Origin of the sequence: Runella rosea, from assembly GCF_003325355.1 — a bacterium.
Taxonomy (GTDB): domain Bacteria; phylum Bacteroidota; class Bacteroidia; order Cytophagales; family Spirosomataceae; genus Runella; species Runella rosea.
Genome location: NZ_CP030850.1, coordinates 3,620,393 through 3,646,679 on the forward strand (window position 1 = coordinate 3,620,393; position 26,287 = coordinate 3,646,679).

The following is a 26,287-nucleotide window of genomic DNA, read 5'->3' on the forward strand; positions in this document are numbered from 1 at the left end:
TTTTTTGAATGACTGATCCCATTTTCATCCTATCTGTTGGTGTGCTTATCGTAGTCGGTGGCATCATTGGACTCAAATTACACCCCTTTTTGGCGCTTTTGCTCGGGGCTTTCGTGGTGGCGTTGATGACGCCCGCCACTGTTATCGAACAGTTTGCATTGGCCAAAGGCACCGCTCCAGCAGCGGCATTGGCATTATCCAAAAAAGGAATCGGTGAGCGTATTGCCACTGAGTTTGGGAATACCTGCGCCAAAATCGGTATCCTGATTGCCATGGCCGCCATCATTGGCAAATGTATGCTCGAAAGCGGTGCCGCCGAGCGCATCATCCGTTCGGTTTTACGCCTCACGGGCATCGACAAAGCACCCGCCGCGTTTTTGGTGAGCAGTTTCTTTTTGGGTATTCCCGTGTTCTTTGACACCGTTCTTTTCCTGATGATTCCCTTGGCCAAAGCCATGACTTTACGAATTGGCAAAAATTACCTTTTGCTCGTCTTGTGTATTATGGCGGGTGCAGCCATGGCCAATTCGCTGGTACCGCCCGCTCCGGGGCCACTGTTTTTGATTGGTGAGATGCACATTCCGATTGGTTTGATGATGATTGCGGGTACGATTGTCGGGCTATTTACCATTACTGCTGGCTATTTTTTCGCCCTATGGGCCAATAAAAAATGGCCCATTGAACTGCGAGATTCATTGGATGCTAAATTGGAAGACCTCAAATCCATTGCCGCCAAAGAAACCAAACACCTTCCAGGCTTGGGCGTTTCGTTGCTACCAGTGCTGATTCCCATCGTATTTATCTGCGCCGACACCTTCCTGAGTAATCTATTCAAGCCAGGTGAGACACAATCGCCTTTTTTGAGCAACCTCATCGCAGTTGTAAAATTTTTTGGTGATAAAAACATCGCCATCGTCACAGGAGGTATTGCGGCTCTATTGCTGTTGGCTAGCCAAAAGAAAGACAACAAAGAAGGCCTGACGCCTTTTGTGCAGGCGGCTTTGATGAGCGGCGGCGGCATTATTTTGATTACTGCGGCGGGCGGAGCCTTTGGCGGAATGTTGCAGCAAACGGGCATCAGCGCCCGCATTGCCGACATGACCAAAGAGTACCAAATGGCCCTCATTCCGATGGCGTTTTTCATTGCCGCCGTGGTTCGTACGGCCCAAGGCTCGGCTACGGTTGCGCTGATTACCGCGTCGGGAATTTTATCAGGAATGGCCAATAATGCCAATCTGGAATTTCACCCAGTGTACTTGGGTCTAGCCATCGGATGTGGCTCTAAGTTGGTGCCGTGGATGAACGATGCGGGTTTCTGGATTATCTGTAAACTCAGCAATTTGACCGAAAAAGAAGCCTTAAAAACCATTTCTCCACTACTGGTGGTGATGGGATTGACGGGTCTAGTGGTCATCATGATAGGCGCAAAATTGTTTCCTTTGGTCTAATTATAAGCATAACTTCATCATTCTTTGCCCTCTGCGGCTCTGCGTGATACATTCATTTTTTAAATATGGAAAAAGTAGGATTTATCGGACTAGGAATCATGGGAAAACCCATGGCTTTTAACTTACTAAAAGCGGGCTATCCCGTGTCTGTTTTGAGCAAAAGCAGCGCTGCCGCCGAATTGACCGAAGCTGGCGCAACGGCATTTTCGACGAGTAAAGAACTGGCCCAACACTCCGACATCATCATCACGATGTTGCCCGATTCTCCCGATGTAGAGCAGGTAGTTTCGGGAGTTGACGGAGTCTTAGAAGGCATCCAATCGGGGGCATTGTTTATTGATATGTCGACCATTGCACCAGCTACGGCGGTGAATATCTACCGCTTAATGCAGGACAAAGGTGTGGAAGCCTTAGACGCACCCGTTTCGGGCGGACAAGTTGGGGCCGTCGGCGCTACGCTCTCAATCATGGTTGGCGGTAGTGCTGCGGCTTTTGAGCGAGCATTGCCGTTGTTTCAATCCATGGGCAAAAATATTGTGCATATCGGTGAGCCCGGCGCGGGCCAAACCACTAAAGCCTGTAACCAAATGATTGTTGGTATGACGATTCAGGCCGTGGCAGAAGCTTTTGCCTTGGCGCAAAAAGCAGGCGTCAACCTCGAAAAAATGCGGGAAGTATTGCTGGGAGGGTTTGCCCAAAGCCGCATCCTTGACCTCCACGGCAAACGCATGATTGAGCGCAATTTCAACCCTGGCTTTAAAATAAAATTACACAAAAAAGACATGGGAATTGCCCTGCAAACGGGCGAAGAATTTTCGGTGCCCCTCAAAGGCACGGCGTTGGTAGCGGCCCAAATGGAAGCCGCCGTAGCGCAGGGAAACGGCGAACTCGACCACAGCTCGCTGTTATTGCTACTAGAAAAATAATCTTTCAACGCCCTTTATCCAACTGTAACCTTTAACCGTGGCTTGCCACTTACTACGATGAAACGTACCCATTTCCTAAAAGCCCTGACGGCAGGCTCCGTGGGAGCGGCCATTTTCGGCCCTGATCACGCCAAGGCCGCCACTCCCCCTACTCCACCCAAAAAAGTACTCATGAAAGTAGGGTGCCAATCGGGCGGCACGAGCGTTGAAAACCTCGAATTTAAAGCCCGCCACGGGGTTTTTAACATCGACGGAGGCTCCCCTAAAATCATTCCGGGCAAGGGATGGGACTTGGAAGATTCATTGGCAAAAAGAGATGCTTGCGAAAAGTACGGCATCAGCTTAGATGCTTACCACTATCCGCTGACCTCGGCAGGAATTGATAAAGTAGCTTACCCGAATATAATGCTCGGCAAAAGCCCTGAGCGCGACCGTGAAATCGAATACCTTCAACAAATGATTCAGGTAGCGGGCAAAACGGGTATAAAGGTATTGAATTATAACACCACCATTCTGCCCGTGCTACGCACTGGAAAATACACCGACCCCAAACGCGGCAATGCCGAATACAGCGTGTGGAATTATGAAGAAGCGTTGAAAAGAAATGACCCCAAGACAGTGGCTGGGGATGTTTCTATCGATCAGATATTTGAGCGAATCACTTACCTACTCGACCGTATTCTGCCCGTAGCCAAGGAGTATAAAGTTAAATTAGCCAACCACATCGCCGACCCACCAGTACCTGCCGCTTACCGGGGCGTGATGCGCTGGAACAGCCCCGATGTTTTTAAAGGAATTCAACGTTTTGCCAAACTTTACGACAGCGAATACCATGGGTTCAATTTTTGCATCGGCTCCATTGCCGAAGGTCTGAAAGACCCAAAAAATGAAATTTACCCTATCATCAAATGGGTAGGCGAACGAAACCAGATTTTCAACGTCCATTTGCGAAACATCAAAGGCAATTTTAATAACTTTCAGGAAGTGTACCCCGATAATGGCGAAATGAACTTCGCACAGGTAGTCAGAGCCTTACGGGATGTGGGTTATGCCGGCATGGTCATGCCCGACCACGTGCCGCACCACCACGACCCCGCCGCTAGTCTACAGGCTTTTTCATTTTGCTACGGCTACATTAAAGGACTACTGCAAACCGTTTCTGAAGAAGTATAGGCTGTTGTTTATATTTTACCACAAAGTTCGCAAAGATTGTCACAAAGAACACTAAAAACGACCTTTGTGATTTTCTTTGTGTTTCAACTTTTATGTTCTTTGTGGTAAAAAACATTCTTTTGTGGTTGCAGTGCGGATACCTGCAATGAACTGTTAAATACCGGCCACTAACCACCAATTTTCAACACGTATGCATTACAAATCTGGCCCCCGCATCAAAGAAATCACCATCACCCCCATTGCCGTCGTTGACCCGCCCCTGCTCAATGCGGCGGGGTTGCACGCTCCTTATGCGCTGCGTACCATCATGGAAGTGATTACCGACGATAATATTTCGGGCATCAGCGAAATACCGGGGAATAAAGATATTGATGCGGCTTTGGAAGAAGCCAAAGCGTTGCTCATCGGTCGGGATGTATTTCAATTGAACGAAATCAGACACGTCTTGGTGGAGCGTTTTGGTACCGACACTTCGGCCCAACGCGGAGAAACACCCTGGGATCAACGCAAATTGGTTCATATTTTCAGCGCTGTAGAAGTGGCCTGCATGGACATCATCGGTAAAGTAACGGGGCGCCCGATTGTGGATTTATTGGGCGGAAAAATGCGCGACCGCGTGCCTTTTTCCGCCTATCTTTTTTATAAATACGAAGGTGCGGGCGGAGAATTAGCATTTGACATCGACCCCAACGCGACTGGATGGGCCGCCGCCCGCCAGGCAAGTGCATTGAATCCATCGGAAATTGTAGCCCAAGCGCAAGCCATGTGCAAGGAGTTTGGATTTCAATCCATTAAACTCAAAGGCGGTGTGTTTGAGCCGCGTCAGGAGGTAGATGCTATGTTTGCTCTGTACGAAGCTTTTGGACCGAATGTGCCACTCCGCGTTGACCCTAATGCCCTTTGGACCGTAGAAACGGCCATCAAATACGGGAAAGAAATGGAGCCGATTCTCGAATATTTGGAAGACCCCACGCGCGGACAAGAAAACATGGCGAAGGTGCGCAAAGCCCTCAAAACGCCCCTTGCTACCAACATGTGTACCACCTCGTTTGAGGATATTCCCAACAGTGTCGCCATCGGCTCGGAAGATATTATTTTGAGCGACCACCATTTTTGGGGCGGCCTGCGCGCCTCCATGACCCTCTCGGGCATTTGCGAGACCTTTGGGCGAGGGTTGTCGATGCACTCCAACAGCCACTTGGGCATTTCGCTGGCGGCCATGGTACATCTGGGGGCCGCACTGCCAAAAATGACGTATGCTTTAGATACACACTACCCTTGGCAATCGGATGAAATCATCGTGGGCGGACGCTTCAAGTTTGAAGACGGCGCCGTACTCGTGCCGCAAGGACCTGGCTTGGGGGTAGAGCTTGACCGCGAAGCGTTGGCAAAACTCCACCAAAATTATCTCGCTTGCGGCCTCACCAAACGTGACGATGAGCCCGAAATGCAAAAAAAGGTTCCCGGTTGGAAATTCAAGTCGGTTCGCTGGTAACGCCTCCGCGTTATTGCTTTATTCTGAAAATTCTGGTACTTTGTAAAAATAAAGGGAGACTTTACGAAACAAAACGCAACCTATTTTTGAATGAAGTTAACGTGGACATTCTATCCAAAGTATCAGGACAGCATCACCCTCACCGTGGTGTACGTGCCCGAATTGGATAGTCATTACTTACCCAAGGGCGGTTTTTTGTACGAGCCTACCAATACGGCTTACGTCAACTACGACTCTTATCGCTGTTTTGACAAAGGCGACACCAAGATGAAACAAGACGCGTTTGGACAGCTTGTTCGAATCTCGGAGCCCAAAGTCGTATTGCCCAATGAGTTGTTGCTTGATTTTAAAACGCCGGAGCGGAGGATATAGCCGCAAAACCAATAACGAAATACCCTATAATGAAAGAATCTCCGTAAGCAGGAGATTCTTTCATTAGTTTGAGCCTCCAACAGGACTTGAACCTGCGACCTACGCATTACGAATGCGCCGCTCTACCAACTGAGCTATGGAGGCTTATTATTATACCACCTACACATCACCAATGCCCCGCTCTATCGAAACGTCGAACCGCAACTCAGCTATGGAGGCTTATTATTATACCACCTACACATCACCAATGCCCCGCTCTATCGAAACGTCGAACCGCAACTCAGCTATGGAGGCTTATTATTATACCACCTACACATCACCAATGCTCCGCTCTATCGAAACGTCGAACCGCAACTCAGCTATGGAGGCTTATTATTATACCACCTACACATCACCAATGCCCCGCTCTATCGAAACGTCGAACCGCAACTCAGCTATGGAGGCTTATTAATTATTATATAACCTACACATCACCAATGCCCCACTCTATCGAAACGTCGAACCGCAACTCAGCTATGGAGGCTTATTAATTTCTAAACAGGTGTTTGCAAAATAAACAAACGCTTATCTGTCATACAAGATTTGAAATCAAATTTTGTGCCAAATTTCTCTTTTGCAAATCTGCAAACCATTCCTAAATTGCAGTCTATTTCCTAAAACCTATGATGACTCGAAAATACGCCTTAGTGTCGGTGGGGGAACTCCTTGCGGACTTAATCGGAACTGAATTTACGGAAAATCTCGCAGATACCGAAATCTTCAAACGTTTTCAAGGTGGCAGCCCCGCCAACCTTGCAGCCAATATGGCTCGTTTGGGAAACCCAACGGCCCTAGTCGCTTGCGTTGGCAGTGATAATGTGGGAACGTACCTCGTAGAAAAAGTAGCCGAAACTGGCGTTGATACCGCTTATATTGGCCGTGATGCTCACGCGCCCACCAGCATTGTACTGGTATCGCGCACCAAAGGTACCCCCGATTTTATCGCTTATCGCACGGCCGACCGCATGATTCAAGCCGCGTATATTCCAGATGATTTACTTCATAATGCCTCATTTTTTCATACTACCTGTTTCGCATTGAGTCAAGAACCCGCCCAAAGTGTCATTGTAACCGCCGCCGCACGCGCACAAGCCGCTGGGTGTATTGTGAGTTTAGACGCCAATTATGCACCTTCCATTTGGCCCGACCGCGCGCAAGCACAGAGGATAATTCAGGACTATTGCCAAAACGGGGCTTTCGTAAAACTCAGCGCAGATGATGCCGAGCGCATCTTCGGACAAGCTCTTTCCAACGATGCCATCATTGCAAAATTCCACGAAATGGGCGCACAATTAGTGTGTTTAACATTGGGCGGCAAGGGCAGTATTGTTTCGTCTAATTATGGAAAAAACTACGTCGAAATTGCAGGAAAGCCTATTGAAGTAAAAGACGCTACGGGTGCTGGAGATTCTTACTGGTCTGGCTTTCTGACGGCGTGGTTGGATGAAAAATCACCCGCAGAATGTGCGCAGGCGGGCGCCAATATCGCGGCCTTGAAGATTAGCACAGTAGGGCCATTACCAGCTAAAGTTGACCGGGCAATTTTGTACTCATAACGATTTTTTTACTGCTTAACTTTTTCATCCCCAGGCTGATATGAAACGTAATAAATCACCATTTCCATCATTTCGGAGGTGGTATTCCACCCAAAGGTTACATCACGAGCGGGCTTAAAAGGATTGAGCGGATTTTCTTCCGTGTTGTCATAGGAGGCTTCGGCCAAGATAACCGAGCCTTTGGGAACGCGCAAAAGGGTTTTAAATTGATAAGTCATTTGCCAGTTAAAATCCCAGTTATCAATCTTAATAAACGGCACTAAGTCGCCCTCTGGCGTAATGGCAAAAGCTTTGAAGGTTTTGCCAAGAAAGTGCATGTGCGGCAAAATTGAAATGGCCGATATATCTTCGGTCAGAGGCTTGGTGCTTATGTAAAAAGTAGATTTTTCGTTGGCTTTAATCAAAAACGGTGGATTAGTAATGTGCTGTTCGTGAAGAATCAACGATTTGACTTCGCGTTCTACGGGCTTTTTGGCAAAATAGAGGTGAATCTCCGATTGGTCAGTTTGAGTAGTAGCGGAAGGAGAATAATGCAAATACATAATCAGATTAGAGTTGGCACTCATTTTCTTGGCTACACCTTGGGGAAACTGAATTTTATCATTGCCTGGCACCCAACCATACAAAAACTCATCCGCCATCGGAATACGTTGAAATTCGGCTAACCTAGGGTCTGCGCCCTGCATTCCTTCCAAGCCTGCCATGCGGCCCGTGGTGTCCACCATCACGCGACTGTGGTGCACTACTTTCCGATTTCCAGGCAAAAACTCAATGGCTTCCACCATCACGTCTTCTTTGAGACCCGTAGGTACGTGGAAATACCGAAATTCTTCAACGCCCGTGTTCGGTACGGTAAACGCATTTTGCATTTTTAGGGTCAAATCAGGCACTCTTTTATTTATGTCGTTTGCCATGCTGAAAGCATCTAAAACCCTTTTACTTTTTGCTTTTTGCCCTTCCACGCTTCCTTGCATTACCCATTGCTGAATGAGTTCAATTTCTTCCTCTTTCAAGCCTCGTTCGTTGGCATAGTGCTGAAAGCTCTTATCGGCTGGGAAAGGCGGCATATACCTCATTTGGGTTACTTTAGCCACAAACTTTGACCGTTTGGCAACATCTTCGTACGTCAATAAATGAAAAGGGCCGACTCCCCCTGGGGAATGGCATACCGCACAGTTTTTAGCAATAATGGGCTGGATATGCTCGTAGTAGGTTATTGGAGTCTGTGCCAAAACCGATGCGCTTATCCCCAACATGAAGAGTATTTTTTTCATTGATTTCAAACCAATTAATCCCAAACAAAAATAGCAGACTCCGAGGAATCTGCTATTTTTTAGGCGAGAAAACGAAAGATTATCTTACCGTGAAGTTCAAACGGCAGTTTGCATTAGCTTGCGACACTGGAGTAGGGTCCAAACAGATACTGTCTTCGTTCCATACTTTAAACACGAGCCCAGTAGAAGTAGTCAATTCCCAAGTTACGACGAAAGCATCAGCGGCCGCACCCGTTTTGGCTCCCTGCAAACGTGCTCCCGCAGGACGAGGACGATCCGGATTTTCAAACACTTTTACATCCTTTACTTTGTCATACTTCACTGTGGCATCTTTAAACAGATTATACACTTCAGCAGGGGTAATGCTAAACGAATTCCACTGACGGTTGCCAGCAGGGGCATCGATTGTTTTTACTGTTTTTACGCCCAAGGAAGCAACCTTAGGGTTACCGTCGGGATCTGTGTAAGACTCACGCATCTCAATTTTAATCACAACCTTGTTGACAGACAATTGGTTATCGAGAGACACCCAACGAATTTTGAAGTCAATTTTTGCGGCATCCTGACCAGTAAGCGGGAAATTTTTAGCATTTGCTGCAATATTGGCTTTCCCTGTTTCTGCTACTCCGTCAAACACGCCCCAACCGTGCACACCCGGTTCCCAAGGTTTGTTAGGGTTCAGCGACTCATCGCGGCATCCTACCAAAAGAAAAACCGCCAGTGATAATGAATATATAAGTGTTTTTTTCATTTTTATTATTTTTAAGTTTTGTGAAACGGAGAATGTCAAACCTATTGCAACATTCTCCATTTAAAGTTTGTCACTTTCTTAAAACTCCCACTTCACTTTCACTTTATCCCAGAAAATAGGATCACGGTCAAAGATGATGTCATTGATGTATTTCTGAGCATTGGCAGGGTTCAGTGCACCTTCCGATTGCGGGTAAGGCAAACGCAACGCGTATTGGCGTGGTGGCTTAGAGATTGGAGCCATAATACCCACCGAAAACTGTCTGAATTGGCTTTGGATTGGGAAACCTGTACGACGCTGGAAATTCCAAATATCCATACCCTGTCCCCATGAGCAGAACCATAATTGCTTGGCCACCACGTTCAATTTAGCAGAGTTTGAGGCAGCTGCATCATATAGTTTCAACCACTCATTTACATACGCAGCAATATCAGCCGCTGCAGGAGCTTTGGCACGCGTTGGGTCTGACTTCAAACCTTGAGCTACCACAACCGCAATTTGCTCTTCCATAGCAGCTTTAAACAATGCTTTTGCATCGCCCGTCACACCGGTATTGTCTAAGATAGCCTCAATTTGATAGTACTTGGTATTCCAGCTATGGATGACAGGCCATTGGCCATCACCACCCGTATTGAGGGCTGCCTGTCCAGTCAAAGCTACCGCAGGGACACTTTTATCAGAGTAAACCCCACCCGCAGGATAACAACCCGGCGTAGTCCGCAATGGCCCATCGGCCGCAGCACCTGATACATCTCCCCGGTCACGACCAAAGTAGCCGGCGATAAAAGCTATTTCAGAAGCAGGCAAATCTCCCGTAAATCCAAAGGCTTTCTTATAATCCTCAAGGAAGGTTGCCCGCAATGGCAAGTAAGAGCCGCCAAAAGGAGTCGTACCACGGTCGGTTGGGTTATTTTGATCTAAAACACGGCTTGTTTGACGGTAGAAATAGAACGGCAAACGAGGGTCTTTATTCAAGATCATTTCACCCATCAATTGGTGGTTGATGTAGTTCGGATCACCAAGACCTGCATACGTACTATACCAAGGGTGTGTATTACGTTGAGGTGATATTTGCTTAGAATATAAGTAAGACCAGTTTTGGGCAGGCGTAGAAATAAAACCACCCGCCTCAAATGCGGCTTTCAGTTCAGCATTACCATTGGCCCGGCCCTTACGAGAGGTAAGCAAAAGACGTAGTTTTACGGTTTTGGCAATTCGCGTCCAAGTAGCGGCATTACCGCCGCCAATGTAGTCATTTTGTACTGCTACGGGTTGTGGCTTAGCTAATTCAGCAACCGCTTGGTCACACAATTTGAGCAAGTCCTCATAAATCTCTGAATCTTTGTCAAACTTAGGCGTTTTGTTTGGCTCCGCCGCATTTCCTTTCCATGCTTCGCTATAAGGAATATCTCCAAACATATCTACCATGTGCCCTACGGAAAACGCTTTTAACGTTAGGGCAATACCACGGTAACGGGGGTTTTTACCATCTGCCGATGATTTTAACATTTCTTCAATAATCTGAAGTTCACGAAAACGTGCATTCCAAGTACCCTGATAAGAGGTGTTACTCAAATTGTAGGAATCTGAAACTGTGCTCAACCCCGCAAAGCCCATGGCATCATTGTTGATCGCCGTATGAGCATTGATTGCTGCATTTTCTGCCACTGGCAACAATAGCGCTAACGAACCCGTAGCCGGGCGGTTGGGGTCGGTATTGATGTCCAATTCTGTCAATTGGCAAGAACTCACAATCGCGATAAGTCCTCCCAATGCCAGTGTTTTAATTTTATTTTTATAATTCATCTGTGTGTATCTTTTGAGTGATTTAATGATAGTAATAAGTATAGAGTAGTGTGAGATTTTTCCTCATTACTCTGTACTCAGTACTTAAAATTAGAACGTTGCCGTTAAGTTGATACCAAAACGACGCGTTGAAGGTGAAGCACCCAAATCAAATCCCTGAATGTTTGAATCCGAGAAGTTAGATAAGATCTCAGGGTCAAAGTTCAAGCCCGGTAACATGTTTGGTGCATAGAACCACAAGTTACGTCCTGAAGCTGACACACGGAGTCCACCGAATACTCTCGCATATTTTTTCAGGAACGTTTTAGGAACTTCATAACCCAATGAAACCTCACGGATACGAATAACGGTAGCATCATAAATATTGACCTCATCCGCGCCATATGCTCCGTAGCCATCGGTAAAGTGGTACTGGAACGCAGACATCGCAATCGTATTTTTGATCGGCTTGCCATCATCACCCAACAACGGCTTGTACGTTTGTGGATCTCCCAATACACCTGGGATTACGCGCATTCCTTCGCGATCTTCTGAAGATTTCAACTGACCGCGTAATATCAAAGAAGCAGCAGTAGAAGAGAACAGGCTACCTCCGGCTTTGTAATCCACCAAAACGTTCAAATTGAACCCTTTGAAAGAAACAGTGTTTGTCCAACCCACCGTATATTTGGTGTTAGGGTCTCCGATAATCGTAGCACCTGCCGCACGAATTGGCAAACCTGTATTTGGGTTGATCAACAAGTTACCGCTTTCATCGCGGGCGTTTACTGAGCCATATATTTGCCCATAAGGTAATCCATTACGGAAAATAGTACCCAAGGCAGAGAGACCAGTACCACCAATAAAGATTTCACCGCCAGGGCCTGCATCTTCCACTTTGGAACGAATACGCGTATAAGCCACAAAAGAAGTCCAGGTAAATCCATTGCGCAATTTCACGGGAACAAGTGTTAAGCCCAATTCCCAACCTTTGTTGGAGATTTTACCCGCATTGGTGATTTCAGTATTGAAACCGGTAGTATTTGGCAATTGACGTGTTACGATCAAATCAGTAGAATTACGGTTAAAATACGCCAAGTCAAGACCGATGCGGTTGTTGAGGAATTGTAATTCTGTTCCTAATTCGACTTCTGTTGTAAACTCAGGTTTCAATGCAGCATTGTTCAACTGACTTGGTAAGCTGGCCGTTGAAATAGCCGTGGCATTGTAGAAAGTACGACCTAAGTTGTACGCTGTATTTACTTGGTAAGGATCAGCATCTTTACCTACAGTTGCGTAGTTGGCTCTGATTTTACCGAAGTTGATGATATTTTTAGGCAATCCCAATACATCCGTAAAGATGAAAGAAGTCGATATAGCAGGATACAAATAGGTATTGTTGGCGGCAGGCAAAGTAGACGAACGATCTTGACGAGCTGAGGCCGTCAAAAAGAGATAGTTACCATATCCCAACGACAATTCACTGAAAATACCATACAAACGACGTTTACGTTGAAAATCGTAAGCATTCTGATTGAGTGTACCAGAAATATTTAATACGTTGGCATCAATGACTGGATCACCAGCGATACCCGCTTCAGAGTAAGTACGCTCGTTGGGGTTGAAACCTACCAACAGCTTGGCGTTGAATTTATCCGTAAAATCATGCTGTGCAGTAGCCAAAAATGTAAAGTCCACCTCGGTGTTGGTCAAGCTTTGACTTAATACAGAGCCCAAAGGCTGGAAAGTACCTCCTGGGCGGATTGTATTCTTACGGTTTTCAGTGTAAGTATTCAAACCTCCACGAGCGGTCAGGTTCAACCAAGGAGTAACATCGTACGTCAAGGCCATATTACCGTACACACGGTTTACACTTGAGTTGTACAAGTTATATTTAGCGGTCCAAAGAGGGTTATCTAATGCACGATAAAATACGTTTGAACCATCTACCGGATTTTCAAAAGGATAGCCGTTCAAATCATAATTACGTGGCAAATAAAACAAACGACTGTAAATAGAACCTGCTGAAGCCAAGCCGCCGTAGTCAGCATAATAACCAGCACCCGACTGCGGACTTGTTTGGTTGGTACGGGTATAAGCCACGCTACCACTTACGCTTACATTGTTGGCTAAAGTGGCATTTCCACCAAAACTCAAAGTAGTACGCTCTGTAGATGAATTAGGAACGATACCGTCATTCTTAGTGCGCGATACTGAGGCATTCAACGAGGTTTTATCGCCCGTTGAGTTGATCTGAATCCCATTTTCAATAACGTGACCTGTACGGAAAAAGCCACCGACTATATCATACCCCTGTAAAGGAACAGCAATACCACGACCATTGGGTTGTAATAATTCAGGGAAGGCCGCTTGGTAACGAGCAGCGCCAAAAGGCACCGTAGCATCTACCAATGGATGAGGAATAGTTCCTGCCGGATAGTCGGGGTCAATGATTTTTGAATAACGCTCAAACCCAAGTGCGGCATTGATACGATCCACGGCAGCAGGCATCGCCGTACCCCAGTTTCCAATAAACCCACCATTGTAAGTTTGGTTAGAGCCTTGTGAGTAGCTATCCTGATACTCAGGCAGAGAAGATACTTTTTCAGAAGAATAAGAAGAGTTATACGTTATCTCCAACCCTTTACGTGCCGATTTGCTGCCCGCTTTGGTCGTGATCACGATTACGCCGTTGGCCGCACGTGAACCGTACAAAGCCGATGCCGCCGCACCTTTCAATACTGTCATTGACTCAATGTTGTTAGGGTCAATGTCATACGCACGGTTTGAAGTAACCGTGTTTTGGTTATAGCCCTGCGTATTATTTACTCCGTTGTCAAACGGAATACCATCCACAACGAAAAGTGGTTGGTTGTTTCCAGTAAAAGAGTTGTTACCACGAATTGTGATACGCGTACCTGCACCCGGAGCACCGTTACCCGCAGTGATGTTAACACCCGGTACTTTTCCACTCAACGCACGCAATGGATCTGGCTCCGAACGCTGCTGAAGATCAGCACCTTTTACGTTTGAAACCGCAAATGCCAGCGCTTTCTTGTCGCGCTGAATCCCCACGGCCGTCACTACAACTTCTGACAACTGCTTGGTATCTGCCGCCAACGCTAAGTTTATTGACGTACGATTACCAATATTAATCTCTTGAGAAACAGTACCCACAAAACTAAATACCAAAGTGGCATTAGTCGGAGCGTCAATTGAATAGCTTCCTGCGGCATCGGTATTCACACCTTTAGATGTACCTTTTACCACGACCGATACGCCTGGCAGGGGGGTTCCATCCTCTGCCGAGGTCACTTTCCCGGTGATTTTACGGTCTTGAGCTACCCCAGTAGCCCAAACCATGCACACAAGCAGAAAGTTGATAAATAAAAATTTCCTCATAAGGGTAATTTAGTTTGGTTTGATTAAAGTGAAACATGTATGGAAAAAAATCGCTGAAGCGCTAAAGTGAAGGCAATAGAAAAACTGAGCAAAACAAATTTGTTTAGCCGAAAACAGTTTTGAAAATTTTGCCTATTCCTATCCTAGATCAGAGGGATAGAAAATTTGGGGAAGTAAGAGATAGAGTTACGATTCATAGGGTACTTGTTTAGTTAGGTTAAGAAAATTTCTGAATGTAAAGTAAAATAAAGAATATAACAATTCAAATAGAGACCTTATTGGGTGAATGAGGCATTTTTCAAAAAAAAAGAATGAAATTACTTGTACTTACAATAGATAATATTGTCAAAAAAGGCCTTTTTGAGCAAAATTTCTAAGGAATTAGGGTCATTTTAGGGTTTTAATTATTGTCCCTAAAAGTCAAATAGGAAGTTGTTTCTTTTAAAAAATTCTTTAAAAAGTACAATAAAAACCTTGTAAAAAATCAATTTAAATGCAAAAAAAAATAGCCCTATATGAAGGAGTTTGTCTAAAAAAAATAGGAGTTCGTCTATTTTAGTGAGTTATAAAACAGCATTTATTGTTTTGGCAAATTAGAGTAATCTTCTAGCATCCGCAGTTTGTCGGGAGATTTGGTGACGGAATGATAACCAACCAGAAAAATTTCGCGGGCTTTCCGAATATCAAATATGTCGTACTTCCCTACTTCTTTTGGCTCAAACAACAATTGACACTGTAGGGTGCGCTCTTGTGTTTTATTACGAACAGCCAGTAATAAGCTTCGCTCAATGACGGTCCGCATTGAGCGGATTGGCTTATCGGGAAGAGGCGGGTTACAATTGACCCCAATTAAGAATTCGACTTCATCTTTTAAGAGCGGTTCGATGGGTAGATTATTCAAAACGGCACCATCCACAAACAGCCGCTTATTGTGGCGAATGGGTTCAAAAATACCCGGCAAACAACTTGATGCCATCAGCGGGCGAATTAACTCCCCCGATTGAAAATACACAATTTCGCCTGCTTCAATGTCGGTGGCCGTAACAGTAAGAGGAATTTTTAATTTTTCAAATGAATTATGGGGCAGTAACTCCCGATAAAGTTCTTCTGCTTTGTCCATTCTCAACAGGCCAGGGCCGTTAAACGAAGGACGTAAGTATTTCAAAAAGTTGATTGTAAGCAACTTACTAAGCACTTCATCTGGGCTATACCCGTGCGCGACAAGCGCCCCTACGATGGCCCCCGCGCTCGTGCCCGAAATAGCGGCAATGTCCACTTTTCGTTCTTGTAATGCTTTTATTACTCCAAGGTGCATGATTCCTCGGGCACCTCCTCCCGACAATACTAATCCTATCTTCATTGACAACAAAACGATTGTTAGATTCTAAATTAACGTAAAATCAGCCAGAATATAACTGAATTAACAAACGAAGTCCCTCAATTAAATGTTTCCTTCACGATTTACTTACCTTTGCACCCTCATTTATTATTTACAATCATGCCTATTGACTTTGCACAAATTCCATCGCCTTGTTTTGTTTTGGAAGAACGTCTTCTACGCCAAAACCTCCAACTTATCCGTCAGGTGATGGATGAGGCTGGCTGCCAAATTATATTGGCATTGAAAGGCTTTTCTATGTATAGCGCATTCCCCATTGTGGGCGAGTATCTGCCAGGGGCCACCGCAAGTTCACTAAATGAAATAAAGCTTATCAATGAATATTTAGGCTATCGGGCGCACACTTACATCCCCGCGTACCAGGATGAAGAGTTTGAGGAAGTATTGGAACGAAGTAGCCACCTCACCTTCAATTCATTATCTCAGTGGGAGCGGTTTAAACAACGCGTCAGCGACTATAATCAAACTCACCCCGAAAAAACTGTTTCGTGCGGAATCCGCGTAAACCCTCAGTATTCTGAAGTTGAAACCGACATGTACAACCCCTGCGTTCCGGGGTCTCGCTTGGGGGTAACACGCAGTCATTTTGGTGATACACTACCCGAAGGAATCGAAGGGATTCACTTTCATACACTTTGTGAAAATGGCTCCGACGTCCTAGAGCGTACCCTCGAAGCCCTCGAAAGTCGCTTTGGTGACTTGCTCCACCAAGCCAAGTGGCTCAACATGGGTGGTGGACACCTTATGACCCGCGAGGGCTACGATATACCTAAACTTATTTCACTCGTAAAAGCAATAAAGAAAAAATACAATCTAGATGTCATTTTAGAGCCTGGTTCAGCCATTGCGTGGCGAACTGGATATTTGGTATCCACTGTATTGGATATAGTGGAAAGTCAGGGAATAGAGGTCGCTATCTTAAATACTTCTTTTGCCGCCCACATGCCCGATACCCTCGAAATGCCCTACAAACCACGCATATTGGGGGCTTATCACGAACCCGTAGCCGACAAACCAACTTACCGACTCGGCGGGATGACCTGCCTCGCGGGCGACTTTATGGGCGATTATTCGTTTGACGAACCTTTAAAAATCGGAGATACGTTAATCTTTGATGACATGATTCACTACACAATGGTGAAAACTACCACCTTCAACGGTGTCAATCTGCCTTCCATTGGTATTTGGCAGGCCAATGAGCGTTTTAGGTTAGTAAAAACCTTTGGATATGAAAGCTTTAAAGATAGGCTCTAAAATCGTAAGCAAATTGATAGACAAGGCGGGGTAGTTTTTTAAAAAATTAGCATTACGTATATAATATATTAAATTAATCGAGTAAATTTGTTTATGCCTCTCTCTTAATAACCTTTTACTCAATAGTGTAATAGTGATATGATCTCAAAGAAAGCAAAATATGCCCTTAAAGCGCTCAAAGTGCTGACCGAAGAATTCGGAAAAGGCCCCGTTCTCATTTCGCACATTGCTGAACGTGAAAATATCCCAAAAAAATTCTTGGAAGCTATTCTTTTAGAGTTGCGTAACCACGGGATTCTGTCCAGCCAAAAAGGAAAAGGTGGCGGGTATTTATTACGCGTGGAACCTGCAAGAGTCAATTTCGCCCAGGTCATCAGGGTAATTGACGGCCCTATTGCACCAACCCCCTGTGTATCGCTTCATTTTTATGTCAAGTGTGATGACTGCATCGATGAAGCCACCTGCGCTCTGCGCCCCGTAATGGAGCAAGTGAGAGATGCCAACTTAGGAGTCTACGAAGGCACTACTTTGCAGATTTTTGTCAAATAGGCCTACGTTCTCATTTTTTCTTCCAAAAACACCGCAGTGTAGTTGTCAGAAAGCTTCACCATTTCTTCGGGTGTTCCCTCGAAGGTGACATAGCCTCCCGCTTCGCCACCTTCGGGGCCCATATCAATAATCCAATCTGCCGATTTAATCACCTCAACATTGTGCTCAATCACAATCACAGTATCACCTTGGTTTACCAATGCGTTGAGCGCTTTCAGGAGTTTTTGAATATCATGAAAATGCAAACCCGTAGTGGGTTCATCAAAAATGAACAGGGAGCGTCCTTGATTGGGGTTTGATTTGCTCAAAAAGAAAGCCAGTTTTACACGCTGGGCCTCTCCACCCGAAAGCGTGTTGGACGATTGACCTAATTTGACATAACCGAGGCCCACTTCCTGAAGCGGTAACAGGCGGTCGGCGAGTTTGGGTTCATCGGCTCTGAAAAAGCGGATGGCTTCATCAATGGTCATATCCAGAATATCGGCAATGTCGGCCGAGCCTTGATCGGGGCGTTGGTATCGAACATCCAAAATTTCCTGTTTGAATCGTTTTCCGCCGCAAGCTTCGCATTTGAGGTAAATATCAGCCATGAACTGCATTTCAATCTTCACTTGTCCTTCTCCCTGACAGGTTTCGCAGCGGCCTCCTTCGATATTAAAAGAAAAATGAGAGGGTTTATAGCCCCGCGCTTTGGCCAAAGGCACCTCACTCATCATCTGCCTTATGTAATCGTAAGCCTTGATATACGTAACGGGATTGGAGCGCGACGACTTGCCAATGGGATTTTGGTCTACCATCTCAAGGTTATCAATGCGGTCCAAACTTCCCGTCAGATTGCTATATTTTCCTGCTTCTTCGTTGTATTCTCCCTTTTGGCGGGCCAAAGCTGGAAATAAGATTTTTCGAACAAGCGTTGATTTACCAGAACCCGATACGCCCGTCACCACCGTAAACGTACCGAGCGGAAATTTTACGTCTACGTCTTTTAAGTTATTTTCTCTCGCGCCTGTTAGTTCAAGCCAATGAGTTGCCTTCCGGCGAAAAGTAGGTACGGGAATTTTATCTTCACCCGTCAAGAATTTAATGGTATGAGAATGAATGCCTTCAATGGGGTTCAGTATATCCTCCCAACTTCCCTGCCATACCACTTCTCCGCCCAAATTTCCAGCGTCGGGACCAATGTCGATGATTTGGTCGGCGGCGCGCATTACTTCTTCTTCGTGCTCAACCACAATCACCGTGTTGCCCATATCCCGCAGAGATTCCAGCACACCCACCAACTTCCGCGTGTCGCGCGGGTGAAGCCCAATACTTGGCTCGTCCAAAATATACATCGAGCCAACCAGGGCGCTGCCCAGTGAAGTCGCCAATTTTATCCGCTGAAATTCTCCCCCAGAAAGCGAATTTGTCAAACGATTGAGCGTTAAGTAGCCCAGTCCCACGCGCTCCATGTATTCCAAACGGTTTTCTATTTCGATTAAAATACGCTTGGCAATGCCAAATTGATAATCAGGTAACGAAAGGTTCTTAAAAAACTGTAACACCTCACTAATGGGCAACAACACCAAATCAGTAATAGAAACACCAGCTATCTTTACATAGCCTGCATCTTTGCGCAAGCGCGAACCACGGCATTCTGGACAAGTAGTACGACCACGGTAACGGGATAGCATAACTCGGTATTGGACCTTGTGGGTTTGAGATTCGAGGTGTTCAAAAAATGCGGTTAGCCCCTCAAAATACGTATTTCCCGCCCAGAGAATGTCTTTTTGTTCTTGGGTAAGGTCTTTATAGGCCCGGTGAATGGGAAAATCAAAACGAATGCCATGGCGCAGAAGCGGCGCCAGCCACTCGGCCATTTTTTCGGTTCGCCAAGGGGCAATTGCTCCTTCAAATACCGAGAGGTTTTTGTCGGGAATAATCAAATCAGGGTCCAACCCCAACACTTTTCCAAAACCTTCGCAGCGTTTGCAAGCCCCATAAGGGTTATTGAAGCTGAAAAGATTGACCGTAGGCTCTTCAAACTTTATTCCGTCGAGTTCAAATTTATCCGAAAACGCTCGGCGTTCTCCTCCTATCACGTCGACAATACACAGGCCTTCTCCCTCGAAAAAAGCCGTCTGTACCGAATCCGACAATCGAAACTGCGTATCTTCATCGTCGTGTTTGACCGAAGCCCGATCGATAAGAATAAAAAAATCGGCGGCAGAAAACGCGGCATACTCCTTGGTTTCTATCAATTCCTCAATAGATTTCGTTTCCTGATTGACAACGACCCTTGTGTATCCTTTTGAAAGTAAAATACTTAATTCTTGGGCTAGGCTTCTCTCTTCCTTCACAATCAAGGGTGCCAACACCATCACACGCGTGCCTTCTTCGTGGTGTAACATAAAATCAACCACGTCGGTCACGGTATCTTTTCGTACGGGTAGCCCCGAAATGGGCGAGTAAGTAACCCCCACCCGCGCAAAAAGCAACTTGAGGTAGTCGTAAATCTCCGTGGTGGTGCCTACGGTAGAGCGCGGATTTCGGGTATTGACCTTTTGCTCAATGGCTACCGCTGGCGACACACCTTTGATGTAATCTACTTCGGGTTTTTCCATGCGCCCCAAAAACTGACGCGCATAGCTACTCAAACTTTCGACGTACATGCGCTGCCCTTCGGCAAAAAGCGTATCAAAAGCCAACGACGACTTTCCACTCCCCGACACCCCAGTGACCACAATCAATTTATTGCGAGGAATGGCAACATCAATGTTTTTAAGGTTGTTGACGCGAGCGCCTTTAATGATAATATACTGCTTCGGATTGAGGGTTTCGAAGTCTATTTCGGAAGTATTTTGTTGGTTTTCGGCTACGTTCATGCGGCTGATTGCTAAAGGCACAAAGTTAGGGAATGCCCCTTCATTTACTAACCGTAGTTTTTAAAAAATGGTTTGTTTTTCGTCGAAAACTGTTGGCTCACATTGCTTTAAAACACAGGTATTTCTCCCCGTATTTAAACGTTTAAAACAATCGCTTTCTACCCTCATCGCTTTGGGTAGAAAATCCGCTTGAAATGCTTGATAGGTTGTATTTCCATCTAGCTGCAATTCACAATCGGTTGATATTTTCCACTATTGATTCTTCCTGTATTTCACCGTTAAAAATAATTCAAATCAATGAACCGCAGAAAATTCTTAGAACAGAGCACACAGCTTTCGATAGCGGCGGGCGCCTTTGTACAAAGCCCTGAAACCCGTGCAAAGAACCATGTGCGTAAGTCGGCCAATGAAAAAATCGTTATCGGCGTCATCGGTTGCAATAATATGGGAAACGGAATCATGAATCACGCCCTCAACCAACCAAATGTGGAATGCGCAGCAATTTGTGATATTGATACCAACATTGGCAATAAACGCGCCGATGAAGTAATGCGTAAGCAGGGAAAGCGGCCCCAGCTGTACGGAGATTTTAGAAAATTGTTAGAAAACAAAGACATCGACGCGGTCATTATCGCTACGCCCGACCATTGGCATTGCCTCCCTATGGTTGAAGCTTGTCGGGCGGGCAAAGATGTGTACGTAGAAAAACCATTGGCCAATTCAATCGGCGAATGTAACGTAATGGTAAAAGCAGCGCGCCACTACAATCGCGTGGTACAGGTCGGACAACAACAACGCAGCGGAGAACATTGGCAAAGTGCGATGCAATTTATCCATTCGGGCAGCATCGGCACGCTGCGAAAAGTACACAGTTGGGCCAATTTCAACTATGCAATTGGCTCTCGAATCGTGCCCGACGAACCCGTCCCCGCCCATATTGACTTTAATCAGTGGCTGGGGCCTGCACCGCTGCGCACCTACAACCGAACCCGACACCACGGTTCATGGCGGTTTTTCTGGGATTACGGCGGTGGTCTCATGACCGATTGGGGCGCCCACCTGTTGGACATTGCGCTGTGGGCCAAAAACATCAAAACGCCGCCGCTGTCGGTTGCGGCTTCGGGCGGCAATTTTTATTCGCCAGACTTTGCCCATGAAGCATTTGACACCTTGAGTGTGATGTACCAACTTCCCGATTATACCATTTCATGGGAACAAACCGCCGGCACCCAAAACGGCCCATACGGACGCTCCTACGGGTTGGCTTTTGTCGGCAATGACGCCACGCTCGTAATAGACCGGGGGGGTTGGGAGTTGTTCCCAGAAATTGACAAGGGAGGATATAAAGTACCCGCAATTCCCAAACGAAGTGGCAAAGAAACGCACGAAGAGCACGTAAAAAACTGGCTAGAATGCATCAGAACCCGCAAAGAGACGAATTGCCCCATCGAAAACGGCCGCCTGGTTGCCTTGTATGCCCACGCTGGCAATATCGCATTACGCACCAATTCGCGCTTGGAATGGAATGAAGCGGCACAATCGTTCGGTAAAAATGAAGCCGCCAATGCCCTCATTACCCCCACTTATCGTGCCCCCTGGGAATTCCCAAAAATATAGACTGTATTTTAATTCGTTCATTACAAAGCGTATATCCATAAAGAAGTAAAAAAGGCAGTCTCTGACCTTTTTGCTAAAAAAGCACATTCTAAACCATGAACCTTTCCACCTCCCGTCGCGATTTTGTCAAAACTGCCGCTACCACGTTGCTGGCACCCTCCATCATCACTTCGGTGAACGCCCAACCAGCCGACGGCATCATCGGCCACGGGTCACACCGCTATAAAATCAATGCTGATTGGGGTAAATTAGACTCCTCGAAGTTTCCCGTCAAAAACTGCCATGAAATGGTCATGGACAGCAAGGGGCGGCTTATTATGGTAACAGACGAAACCAAAAATAACATTTTGGTCTACGACCGTTCTGGTAAACTCCTCGACAGTTGGGGGCATGAATACCCTGGCGGACACGGCCTTACGCTCTGGAATGCCAACGGCGAAGAGTTTTTGTTTATCTGTGACCCCAACTCAAACCGCGTTACCAAAACCGACATTAACGGAAAAGTAATTTTCACCATTGAGCACCCGTCTAAAGTTGGCGCTTACAAGCCCGAAGAGAAATTCCTGCCTACCGAAACTACGGTTGGCCCCAACGGTGACATTTATGTAGCCGACGGCTATGGTTCACAGTGGATTTTACAATATAGCGCCAAGGGAGAATTTATCCGTAAATTCGGCGGCCCTGGCGACGGCGACGACCAATTTGCTACTGCCCACGGTATCACAGTAGATTACCGCAATAAAGCAAACCCCACGTTGCTCATCACCTCACGGGTGCATAATTCTTTCAAACGTTTCACGTTGGACGGCAAATATTTATCTACCATTTTCCTACCCGGCGCATTTGTTTGTCGCCCCGTGATTCACGGAGACCATTTGTTTGCGGGCGTTTGCTGGTCGCGTTTGCGCTACATGAACCAAACCAACAACTCTGGTTTCGTCACTATTTTGGACAAAAATGACAAAGTAGTTTCCAACCCTGGCGGCACCAAACCTGAATACCGAGACGGAAAGCTCCAAATGATGGTTCAGGATGCCGCTGCAGTAGGTGGTATATTAATGCACTGCCACGATGTATGCGTAGACAACGACGAAAACATCTACATCTGCCAATGGAACGCCAAACAAACGTATCCAGTCAAATTGTCAAGAGTATAATTTTAGTTTTATAATCTGAATAACAGCGTATGGACCGTGGATAATTCTGCGGTCCATTTTCTATTTTAAAAGAGCGGTCGGCAATTTTGGGGAAATAGTTCTACACCAAGAGGGATAGCATGATATTTTTACATTAATTTTCGGGAATTTTTATTCTCACCGAACGTATAAAAACATGCCTGCTATGAAATTTTTGCTTACCGCATTTTTGATGGGTCTTTCTATCATCGTGCAAGCCCAATGCCGTCCCGCTACCGCCGCTGAAAATGCCGCCTACGAACGGGTAGTCAAAGAACTTCAACGCCAATTTACCACCGTCACTCCCAACGGAAGCTGGCGGGTTTTTGACGAAAAACATTCCATAGGAAACTTGGAAGTAACCTCAGAATGGGGCGGATTTACCCACCTTTGCACCGACCGTTACGACCTCATCATGGAAAACAGCGAGCTAGCCGTGGTTCGGAAAGCGGAATTGGATACCGTCAAAGCCGCACCCACCGTACCTACTTCTCTATACGTACACCGCGATACGATGTACAAAGAAAATCCTAACGCCATTGTGCAACGCGCCAGAGATACCTACTCCGTGAGTGTTGAAATGAACCTTGGCAACTATCGCCTACAACACCTCGAAAGTGCCCGAATTGTCGAAAATACCCAAGCCATTTCAGTACCCAACAGCCCTGTGGCGCTTGAAGTACGCCTCAAGCCCGATTTGCAGGGGGCAATCGGCCGCCAAGAAACCGTTATTTTGTTGGGTGGATGGAATCCCCAACTCCTCAAAAATGGACAGGATACGCGCTATCAACCCAAATTTAAAAAAGGCGGCAAACTGGTAGAAAATATAGTAGTCACAATTACGGCACCCGTCGACATCGCCCGTCAGATAGTTGCAAAAATCGACTGGAAAGCGATTGATGGGGTTTTGTTGAAATAACTCAAAACAGAAGCGTCAAAGCACCCAGCGACAGCCCCGCCGCACTGCCGATAAGCAGGATTTTTTGGTCCGACAAATCTTTTTTTTGTTGGACCAAATCGCACAATCCCAAGGGAATAGAAGCCGAAATACAGTTGCCATAATGGGCCAATGTATTTATTAACTGATGCTCATTCAAGTGGTATTGTTTGGCAAAAATCTCGTTTCCAAACCGGCTCGTTTGGTGCGGAATGACGTAGTCGTATGCTGTCAAGGCCAGTCCCGAAAGCTGCTCATATTGGGCTAGAAACGGCTTCAATTCCTGTAAAGTGAGCGAAATAAGGCGTTTCCCATCCATTCTGAAATAAAATGATTCTTCGGGTGTATCCGCTGCCATACCACGATTTACGCTTCCACCCGTGGGGATCCAAGCCAAATCAGCACCTTCAGGATTGTTGATAAAGTAGGGACAAACGGGCTCATAACCTTCATTGCTTTGGCTCAAAATAACCGCCACCGCAGCGTCGCCCAACAATCCATACGTTTTGGGATCTTGGGGATTCAGCGCCCGCGAAGCCAGCTCGGCAGATACGATAGCAATGGTGCGCACCGCCCGGCGTTGGAAATACAAATGTGCAATATCAAGCGCATTCAAAAAACTCAAGCACGTGGAATCCACGTCAAAACAAGGAAATTTGGCCGTAGTCCCCAACGCTTTTTTGATACGCCCTGCATTGTGCGGAATGGGGTAATCGTAGGAGGCCCCCGCGTAAATCAAAAAATCTAGGGTATCGGCAGAAAGGCCCGCAGCAGTCAGGGCCTTCTGTAAGGCCGTAGCCGCCATCGAAGCCACAGTTTCATCGACCGCCGCCCAGTGCCTCGTTTTTACGCCTGCATTTTTTTCAATCCAACCCGCAGAAAGACCCAGTTGTTCCTCCAATTGCGCACTTTCAATGGCAACTCCAGGCAGGTATTTCTCAATGGCTTGAATCTGAATTTTCATAGAATCTTTTTAAACGTACGCACCACACGACGATGTTTCGCGCCTTTTTCACTTACTTTCTCTTCGGTAAAAACAACCACAGTATTTTTTATACCCTGTCCTTCCAACACCTCCAAAATAGCAGTTTCTATTAACTGGCCGACGATTGCTTTACTTTTCGGTTCAGTTTCTACCGCAACTTCGAGCCTGTTTTCGGTCACTTGCCTAATGCTGTAATGACTAAAATCATCGGTAGCGCGGGCAATTTTTCGCACTAAGGTATCGGAGAATATCGAAATTGTTTTTCCGTCTTGCTCAAAAAGAAGCACATCATCCGTTCGACCTTCAATGCGCTCAATGCCCATCATCGCCGACCCGCAAGGGCAAGGCGTAGTACGTTCCACTAGAACATCCGTCATTTCGTACCGAATAATGGGCTGCGAAGTACGCGTAAAATCCGTTACGACGGGAATAAACCGATGTTTGCTCACGTATTTTTTTTCAAAAATGGCTACATCTTCGTTGAGGTGCATCGTTCCATACGCACAACTCACCCCCAAAAAACCTTCGGTGCATTGATACACTTCGGTAATTTTAACGCCAAATACACGCTCAATCACCGTGCGGTCGTCATCATGCAGTACTTCGGCAAACGAAATGATTTGTTGAGGCCTAATGCTGAGATTCCCAATCTGCTGCGCCTCCGCCAAATACCGTAAAAGAGAAGGTTGAGCGGCAACAATATCGGGCTTTAGGAGGTCTAGTTCGGCAACCAGTTCTTCGGTCTTTCTAAAAATATCAAAGAAGTGAAACGCCAGCACCGAAGATTGAACCGAGCTGTACAAATTACTGTTGGCCCGCAGGAAAAACGCCACTTTTTGCCGCTTAAAAATTGACCATTTCACCACGCGGTGGAGCACCATCGCCACCCACTGCGCCCGCTCTTTAGTGGAAGCCAGAAACAGTCCTCGCTTCCCGCTTGTTCCCGTCGACAACCCTACCGTAATACCGTTGAGCTCTGACGCAAAGTCGCGGGTTTCTTCGGCCTGAAGTGCGATCTTCATTGCTTCTTCTTTGCGTATTGCTACGGTGTTTATTTCATCAAAATGTTCCATAAACAACGCCTTATGCATCAGCGGAATTTGGTCTAACGGAACGTTTAAATAGGATCGATAAAAAGTTGATTTAGGTAGAATAGTTCGGGCAAAACGATGCCAACGCCGTTGTTGAAAATGTTCTATCTGCGCCCGATTTCTGAACAAGTCGCGCAGTTTGATTCTTACTAAAAAATAAATAATTTGAAGTTTGAAAAACATAGGTGTCAACAA

The 26,287-nt window shown here is 46.1% G+C and carries 20 protein-coding genes and 1 tRNA gene; 12 read left to right on the forward strand and 9 right to left on the reverse strand.

Annotated elements, in window-relative coordinates:
* Nucleotides 1-8 precede the first annotated feature (8 nt).
* From DR864_RS15095 to DR864_RS15115, 5 genes are all read left to right on the forward strand, one after another.
* Nucleotides 9-1,448, forward strand: a complete 1,440-nt coding sequence (locus DR864_RS15095; RefSeq protein WP_114067760.1) for a GntP family permease — start codon at nucleotides 9-11, stop codon at nucleotides 1,446-1,448.
* 65 nt (nucleotides 1,449-1,513) lie between these two features.
* Entirely contained in the window at nucleotides 1,514-2,374 is an 861-nt protein-coding gene (locus DR864_RS15100; RefSeq protein WP_114067761.1) for a 2-hydroxy-3-oxopropionate reductase, read from the forward strand.
* A 57-nt stretch (nucleotides 2,375-2,431) separates the two neighbouring features.
* Nucleotides 2,432-3,547, forward strand: a complete 1,116-nt coding sequence (locus DR864_RS15105; RefSeq protein WP_114067762.1) for a mannonate dehydratase — start codon at nucleotides 2,432-2,434, stop codon at nucleotides 3,545-3,547.
* Nucleotides 3,548-3,737: 190 nt separating this feature from the next.
* Nucleotides 3,738-5,042 carry an enolase C-terminal domain-like protein gene (locus tag DR864_RS15110; RefSeq protein WP_114067763.1) on the forward strand — a complete coding sequence of 435 codons (1,305 nt, stop codon included), beginning with the start codon at nucleotides 3,738-3,740 and terminating at the stop codon, nucleotides 5,040-5,042.
* A gap of 90 nt (nucleotides 5,043-5,132) precedes the next feature.
* Nucleotides 5,133-5,414 (forward strand): hypothetical protein, encoded by a 282-nt coding sequence (locus DR864_RS15115; RefSeq protein ID WP_114067764.1) that lies wholly within the window; start codon nucleotides 5,133-5,135, stop codon nucleotides 5,412-5,414.
* 71 nt (nucleotides 5,415-5,485) lie between these two features.
* On the opposite strand, the gene DR864_RS15120 is transcribed toward DR864_RS15115, so the two are convergent.
* Nucleotides 5,486-5,558: transfer RNA gene (locus DR864_RS15120), tRNA-Thr, on the reverse strand.
* Between the two features lie 103 nt (nucleotides 5,559-5,661).
* On the opposite strand from DR864_RS15120, the gene DR864_RS29845 reads away from it, so the two are divergent.
* Nucleotides 5,662-5,865, forward strand: a complete 204-nt coding sequence (locus DR864_RS29845; RefSeq protein ID WP_162793851.1) for a hypothetical protein — start codon at nucleotides 5,662-5,664, stop codon at nucleotides 5,863-5,865.
* A gap of 211 nt (nucleotides 5,866-6,076) precedes the next feature.
* A complete protein-coding gene (locus tag DR864_RS15125) occupies nucleotides 6,077-7,009 on the forward strand; it encodes a carbohydrate kinase family protein (protein ID WP_114067765.1) in 933 nt (310 codons plus the stop codon).
* Nucleotides 7,010-7,017: 8 nt separating this feature from the next.
* On the opposite strand, the gene DR864_RS15130 is transcribed toward DR864_RS15125, so the two are convergent.
* From DR864_RS15130 to DR864_RS15150, 5 genes are all read right to left on the reverse strand, one after another.
* A complete protein-coding gene (locus DR864_RS15130) occupies nucleotides 7,018-8,283 on the reverse strand; it encodes a monooxygenase (RefSeq protein WP_114067766.1) in 1,266 nt (421 codons plus the stop codon).
* A gap of 79 nt (nucleotides 8,284-8,362) precedes the next feature.
* Complete coding sequence (locus DR864_RS15135; protein WP_114067767.1) at nucleotides 8,363-9,034, reverse strand: hypothetical protein; 672 nt, start codon at nucleotides 9,032-9,034, stop codon at nucleotides 8,363-8,365.
* A gap of 78 nt (nucleotides 9,035-9,112) precedes the next feature.
* Nucleotides 9,113-10,840: a SusD/RagB family nutrient-binding outer membrane lipoprotein gene (locus DR864_RS15140; RefSeq protein WP_114067768.1), complete on the reverse strand. Its 1,728-nt coding sequence runs from the start codon at nucleotides 10,838-10,840 to the stop codon at nucleotides 9,113-9,115.
* A gap of 90 nt (nucleotides 10,841-10,930) precedes the next feature.
* Entirely contained in the window at nucleotides 10,931-14,221 is a 3,291-nt protein-coding gene (locus tag DR864_RS15145) for a SusC/RagA family TonB-linked outer membrane protein (RefSeq protein WP_114067769.1), read from the reverse strand.
* A gap of 577 nt (nucleotides 14,222-14,798) precedes the next feature.
* Entirely contained in the window at nucleotides 14,799-15,581 is a 783-nt protein-coding gene (locus DR864_RS15150) for a patatin-like phospholipase family protein (RefSeq protein WP_114067770.1), read from the reverse strand.
* A 138-nt stretch (nucleotides 15,582-15,719) separates the two neighbouring features.
* Between DR864_RS15150 and nspC the strand changes: the two genes are divergently transcribed.
* Nucleotides 15,720-16,874, forward strand: coding sequence for a carboxynorspermidine decarboxylase (gene nspC, locus DR864_RS15155; protein ID WP_114067771.1), 1,155 nt, complete (start codon nucleotides 15,720-15,722; stop codon nucleotides 16,872-16,874).
* A gap of 138 nt (nucleotides 16,875-17,012) precedes the next feature.
* Nucleotides 17,013-17,423 carry an RrF2 family transcriptional regulator gene (locus tag DR864_RS15160; protein WP_013927015.1) on the forward strand — a complete coding sequence of 137 codons (411 nt, stop codon included), beginning with the start codon at nucleotides 17,013-17,015 and terminating at the stop codon, nucleotides 17,421-17,423.
* A 2-nt stretch (nucleotides 17,424-17,425) separates the two neighbouring features.
* Here DR864_RS15160 and uvrA read toward each other — a convergent pair whose 3' ends face one another.
* Nucleotides 17,426-20,287: an excinuclease ABC subunit UvrA gene (uvrA, locus tag DR864_RS15165; RefSeq protein ID WP_114067772.1), complete on the reverse strand. Its 2,862-nt coding sequence runs from the start codon at nucleotides 20,285-20,287 to the stop codon at nucleotides 17,426-17,428.
* A gap of 297 nt (nucleotides 20,288-20,584) precedes the next feature.
* On the opposite strand from uvrA, the gene DR864_RS15170 reads away from it, so the two are divergent.
* The 3 genes from DR864_RS15170 to DR864_RS15180 all read left to right on the forward strand — a co-directional run bounded on the left by DR864_RS15170 (nucleotide 20,585) and on the right by DR864_RS15180 (nucleotide 23,998).
* A complete protein-coding gene (locus DR864_RS15170) occupies nucleotides 20,585-21,904 on the forward strand; it encodes a Gfo/Idh/MocA family protein (protein WP_114067773.1) in 1,320 nt (439 codons plus the stop codon).
* Between the two features lie 95 nt (nucleotides 21,905-21,999).
* A complete protein-coding gene (locus tag DR864_RS15175; RefSeq protein WP_114067774.1) occupies nucleotides 22,000-23,061 on the forward strand; it encodes a 6-bladed beta-propeller in 1,062 nt (353 codons plus the stop codon).
* Nucleotides 23,062-23,245: 184 nt separating this feature from the next.
* Nucleotides 23,246-23,998: a hypothetical protein gene (locus DR864_RS15180; protein ID WP_114067775.1), complete on the forward strand. Its 753-nt coding sequence runs from the start codon at nucleotides 23,246-23,248 to the stop codon at nucleotides 23,996-23,998.
* Nucleotide 23,999: 1 nt separating this feature from the next.
* Here the strand turns inward: DR864_RS15180 and DR864_RS15185 are convergent, their stop codons facing one another.
* On the reverse strand, nucleotides 24,000-24,980 hold the full coding sequence (locus tag DR864_RS15185; protein WP_114067776.1) for a 3-oxoacyl-ACP synthase III family protein: 981 nt from the start codon (nucleotides 24,978-24,980) through the stop codon (nucleotides 24,000-24,002).
* Entirely contained in the window at nucleotides 24,977-26,275 is a 1,299-nt protein-coding gene (locus DR864_RS15190) for a F390 synthetase-related protein (RefSeq protein WP_114067777.1), read from the reverse strand. The genes DR864_RS15185 and DR864_RS15190 overlap by 4 nt, the downstream gene beginning before the upstream one ends.
* Between the last annotated feature and the right edge of the window lie 12 nt (nucleotides 26,276-26,287).

Excerpts from the sequence above, each read along its gene's own strand:
- DR864_RS15160 (WP_013927015.1), top strand. The coding sequence starts at position 17,013 with ATGATCTCAAAGAAAGCAAAATATGCCCTTAAAGCGCTCAAAGTGCTG.
- DR864_RS29845 (WP_162793851.1), top strand. The coding sequence starts at position 5,662 with ATGCCCCGCTCTATCGAAACGTCGAACCGCAACTCAGCTATGGAGGCT.
- DR864_RS15115 (WP_114067764.1), top strand. The coding sequence starts at position 5,133 with ATGAAGTTAACGTGGACATTCTATCCAAAGTATCAGGACAGCATCACC.
- DR864_RS15190 (WP_114067777.1), bottom strand. The coding sequence starts at position 26,275 with ATGTTTTTCAAACTTCAAATTATTTATTTTTTAGTAAGAATCAAACTG.
- DR864_RS15170 (WP_114067773.1), top strand. The coding sequence starts at position 20,585 with ATGAACCGCAGAAAATTCTTAGAACAGAGCACACAGCTTTCGATAGCG.
- DR864_RS15130 (WP_114067766.1), bottom strand. The coding sequence starts at position 8,283 with ATGAAAAAAATACTCTTCATGTTGGGGATAAGCGCATCGGTTTTGGCA.
- DR864_RS15180 (WP_114067775.1), top strand. The coding sequence starts at position 23,246 with ATGAAATTTTTGCTTACCGCATTTTTGATGGGTCTTTCTATCATCGTG.
- uvrA (WP_114067772.1), bottom strand. The coding sequence starts at position 20,287 with ATGAACGTAGCCGAAAACCAACAAAATACTTCCGAAATAGACTTCGAA.
- DR864_RS15185 (WP_114067776.1), bottom strand. The coding sequence starts at position 24,980 with ATGAAAATTCAGATTCAAGCCATTGAGAAATACCTGCCTGGAGTTGCC.
- DR864_RS15125 (WP_114067765.1), top strand. The coding sequence starts at position 6,077 with ATGATGACTCGAAAATACGCCTTAGTGTCGGTGGGGGAACTCCTTGCG.
- DR864_RS15175 (WP_114067774.1), top strand. The coding sequence starts at position 22,000 with ATGAACCTTTCCACCTCCCGTCGCGATTTTGTCAAAACTGCCGCTACC.
- nspC (WP_114067771.1), top strand. The coding sequence starts at position 15,720 with ATGCCTATTGACTTTGCACAAATTCCATCGCCTTGTTTTGTTTTGGAA.
- DR864_RS15150 (WP_114067770.1), bottom strand. The coding sequence starts at position 15,581 with ATGAAGATAGGATTAGTATTGTCGGGAGGAGGTGCCCGAGGAATCATG.
- DR864_RS15140 (WP_114067768.1), bottom strand. The coding sequence starts at position 10,840 with ATGAATTATAAAAATAAAATTAAAACACTGGCATTGGGAGGACTTATC.
- DR864_RS15110 (WP_114067763.1), top strand. The coding sequence starts at position 3,738 with ATGCATTACAAATCTGGCCCCCGCATCAAAGAAATCACCATCACCCCC.
- DR864_RS15105 (WP_114067762.1), top strand. The coding sequence starts at position 2,432 with ATGAAACGTACCCATTTCCTAAAAGCCCTGACGGCAGGCTCCGTGGGA.
- DR864_RS15100 (WP_114067761.1), top strand. The coding sequence starts at position 1,514 with ATGGAAAAAGTAGGATTTATCGGACTAGGAATCATGGGAAAACCCATG.
- DR864_RS15135 (WP_114067767.1), bottom strand. The coding sequence starts at position 9,034 with ATGAAAAAAACACTTATATATTCATTATCACTGGCGGTTTTTCTTTTG.
- DR864_RS15145 (WP_114067769.1), bottom strand. The coding sequence starts at position 14,221 with ATGAGGAAATTTTTATTTATCAACTTTCTGCTTGTGTGCATGGTTTGG.
- DR864_RS15095 (WP_114067760.1), top strand. The coding sequence starts at position 9 with ATGACTGATCCCATTTTCATCCTATCTGTTGGTGTGCTTATCGTAGTC.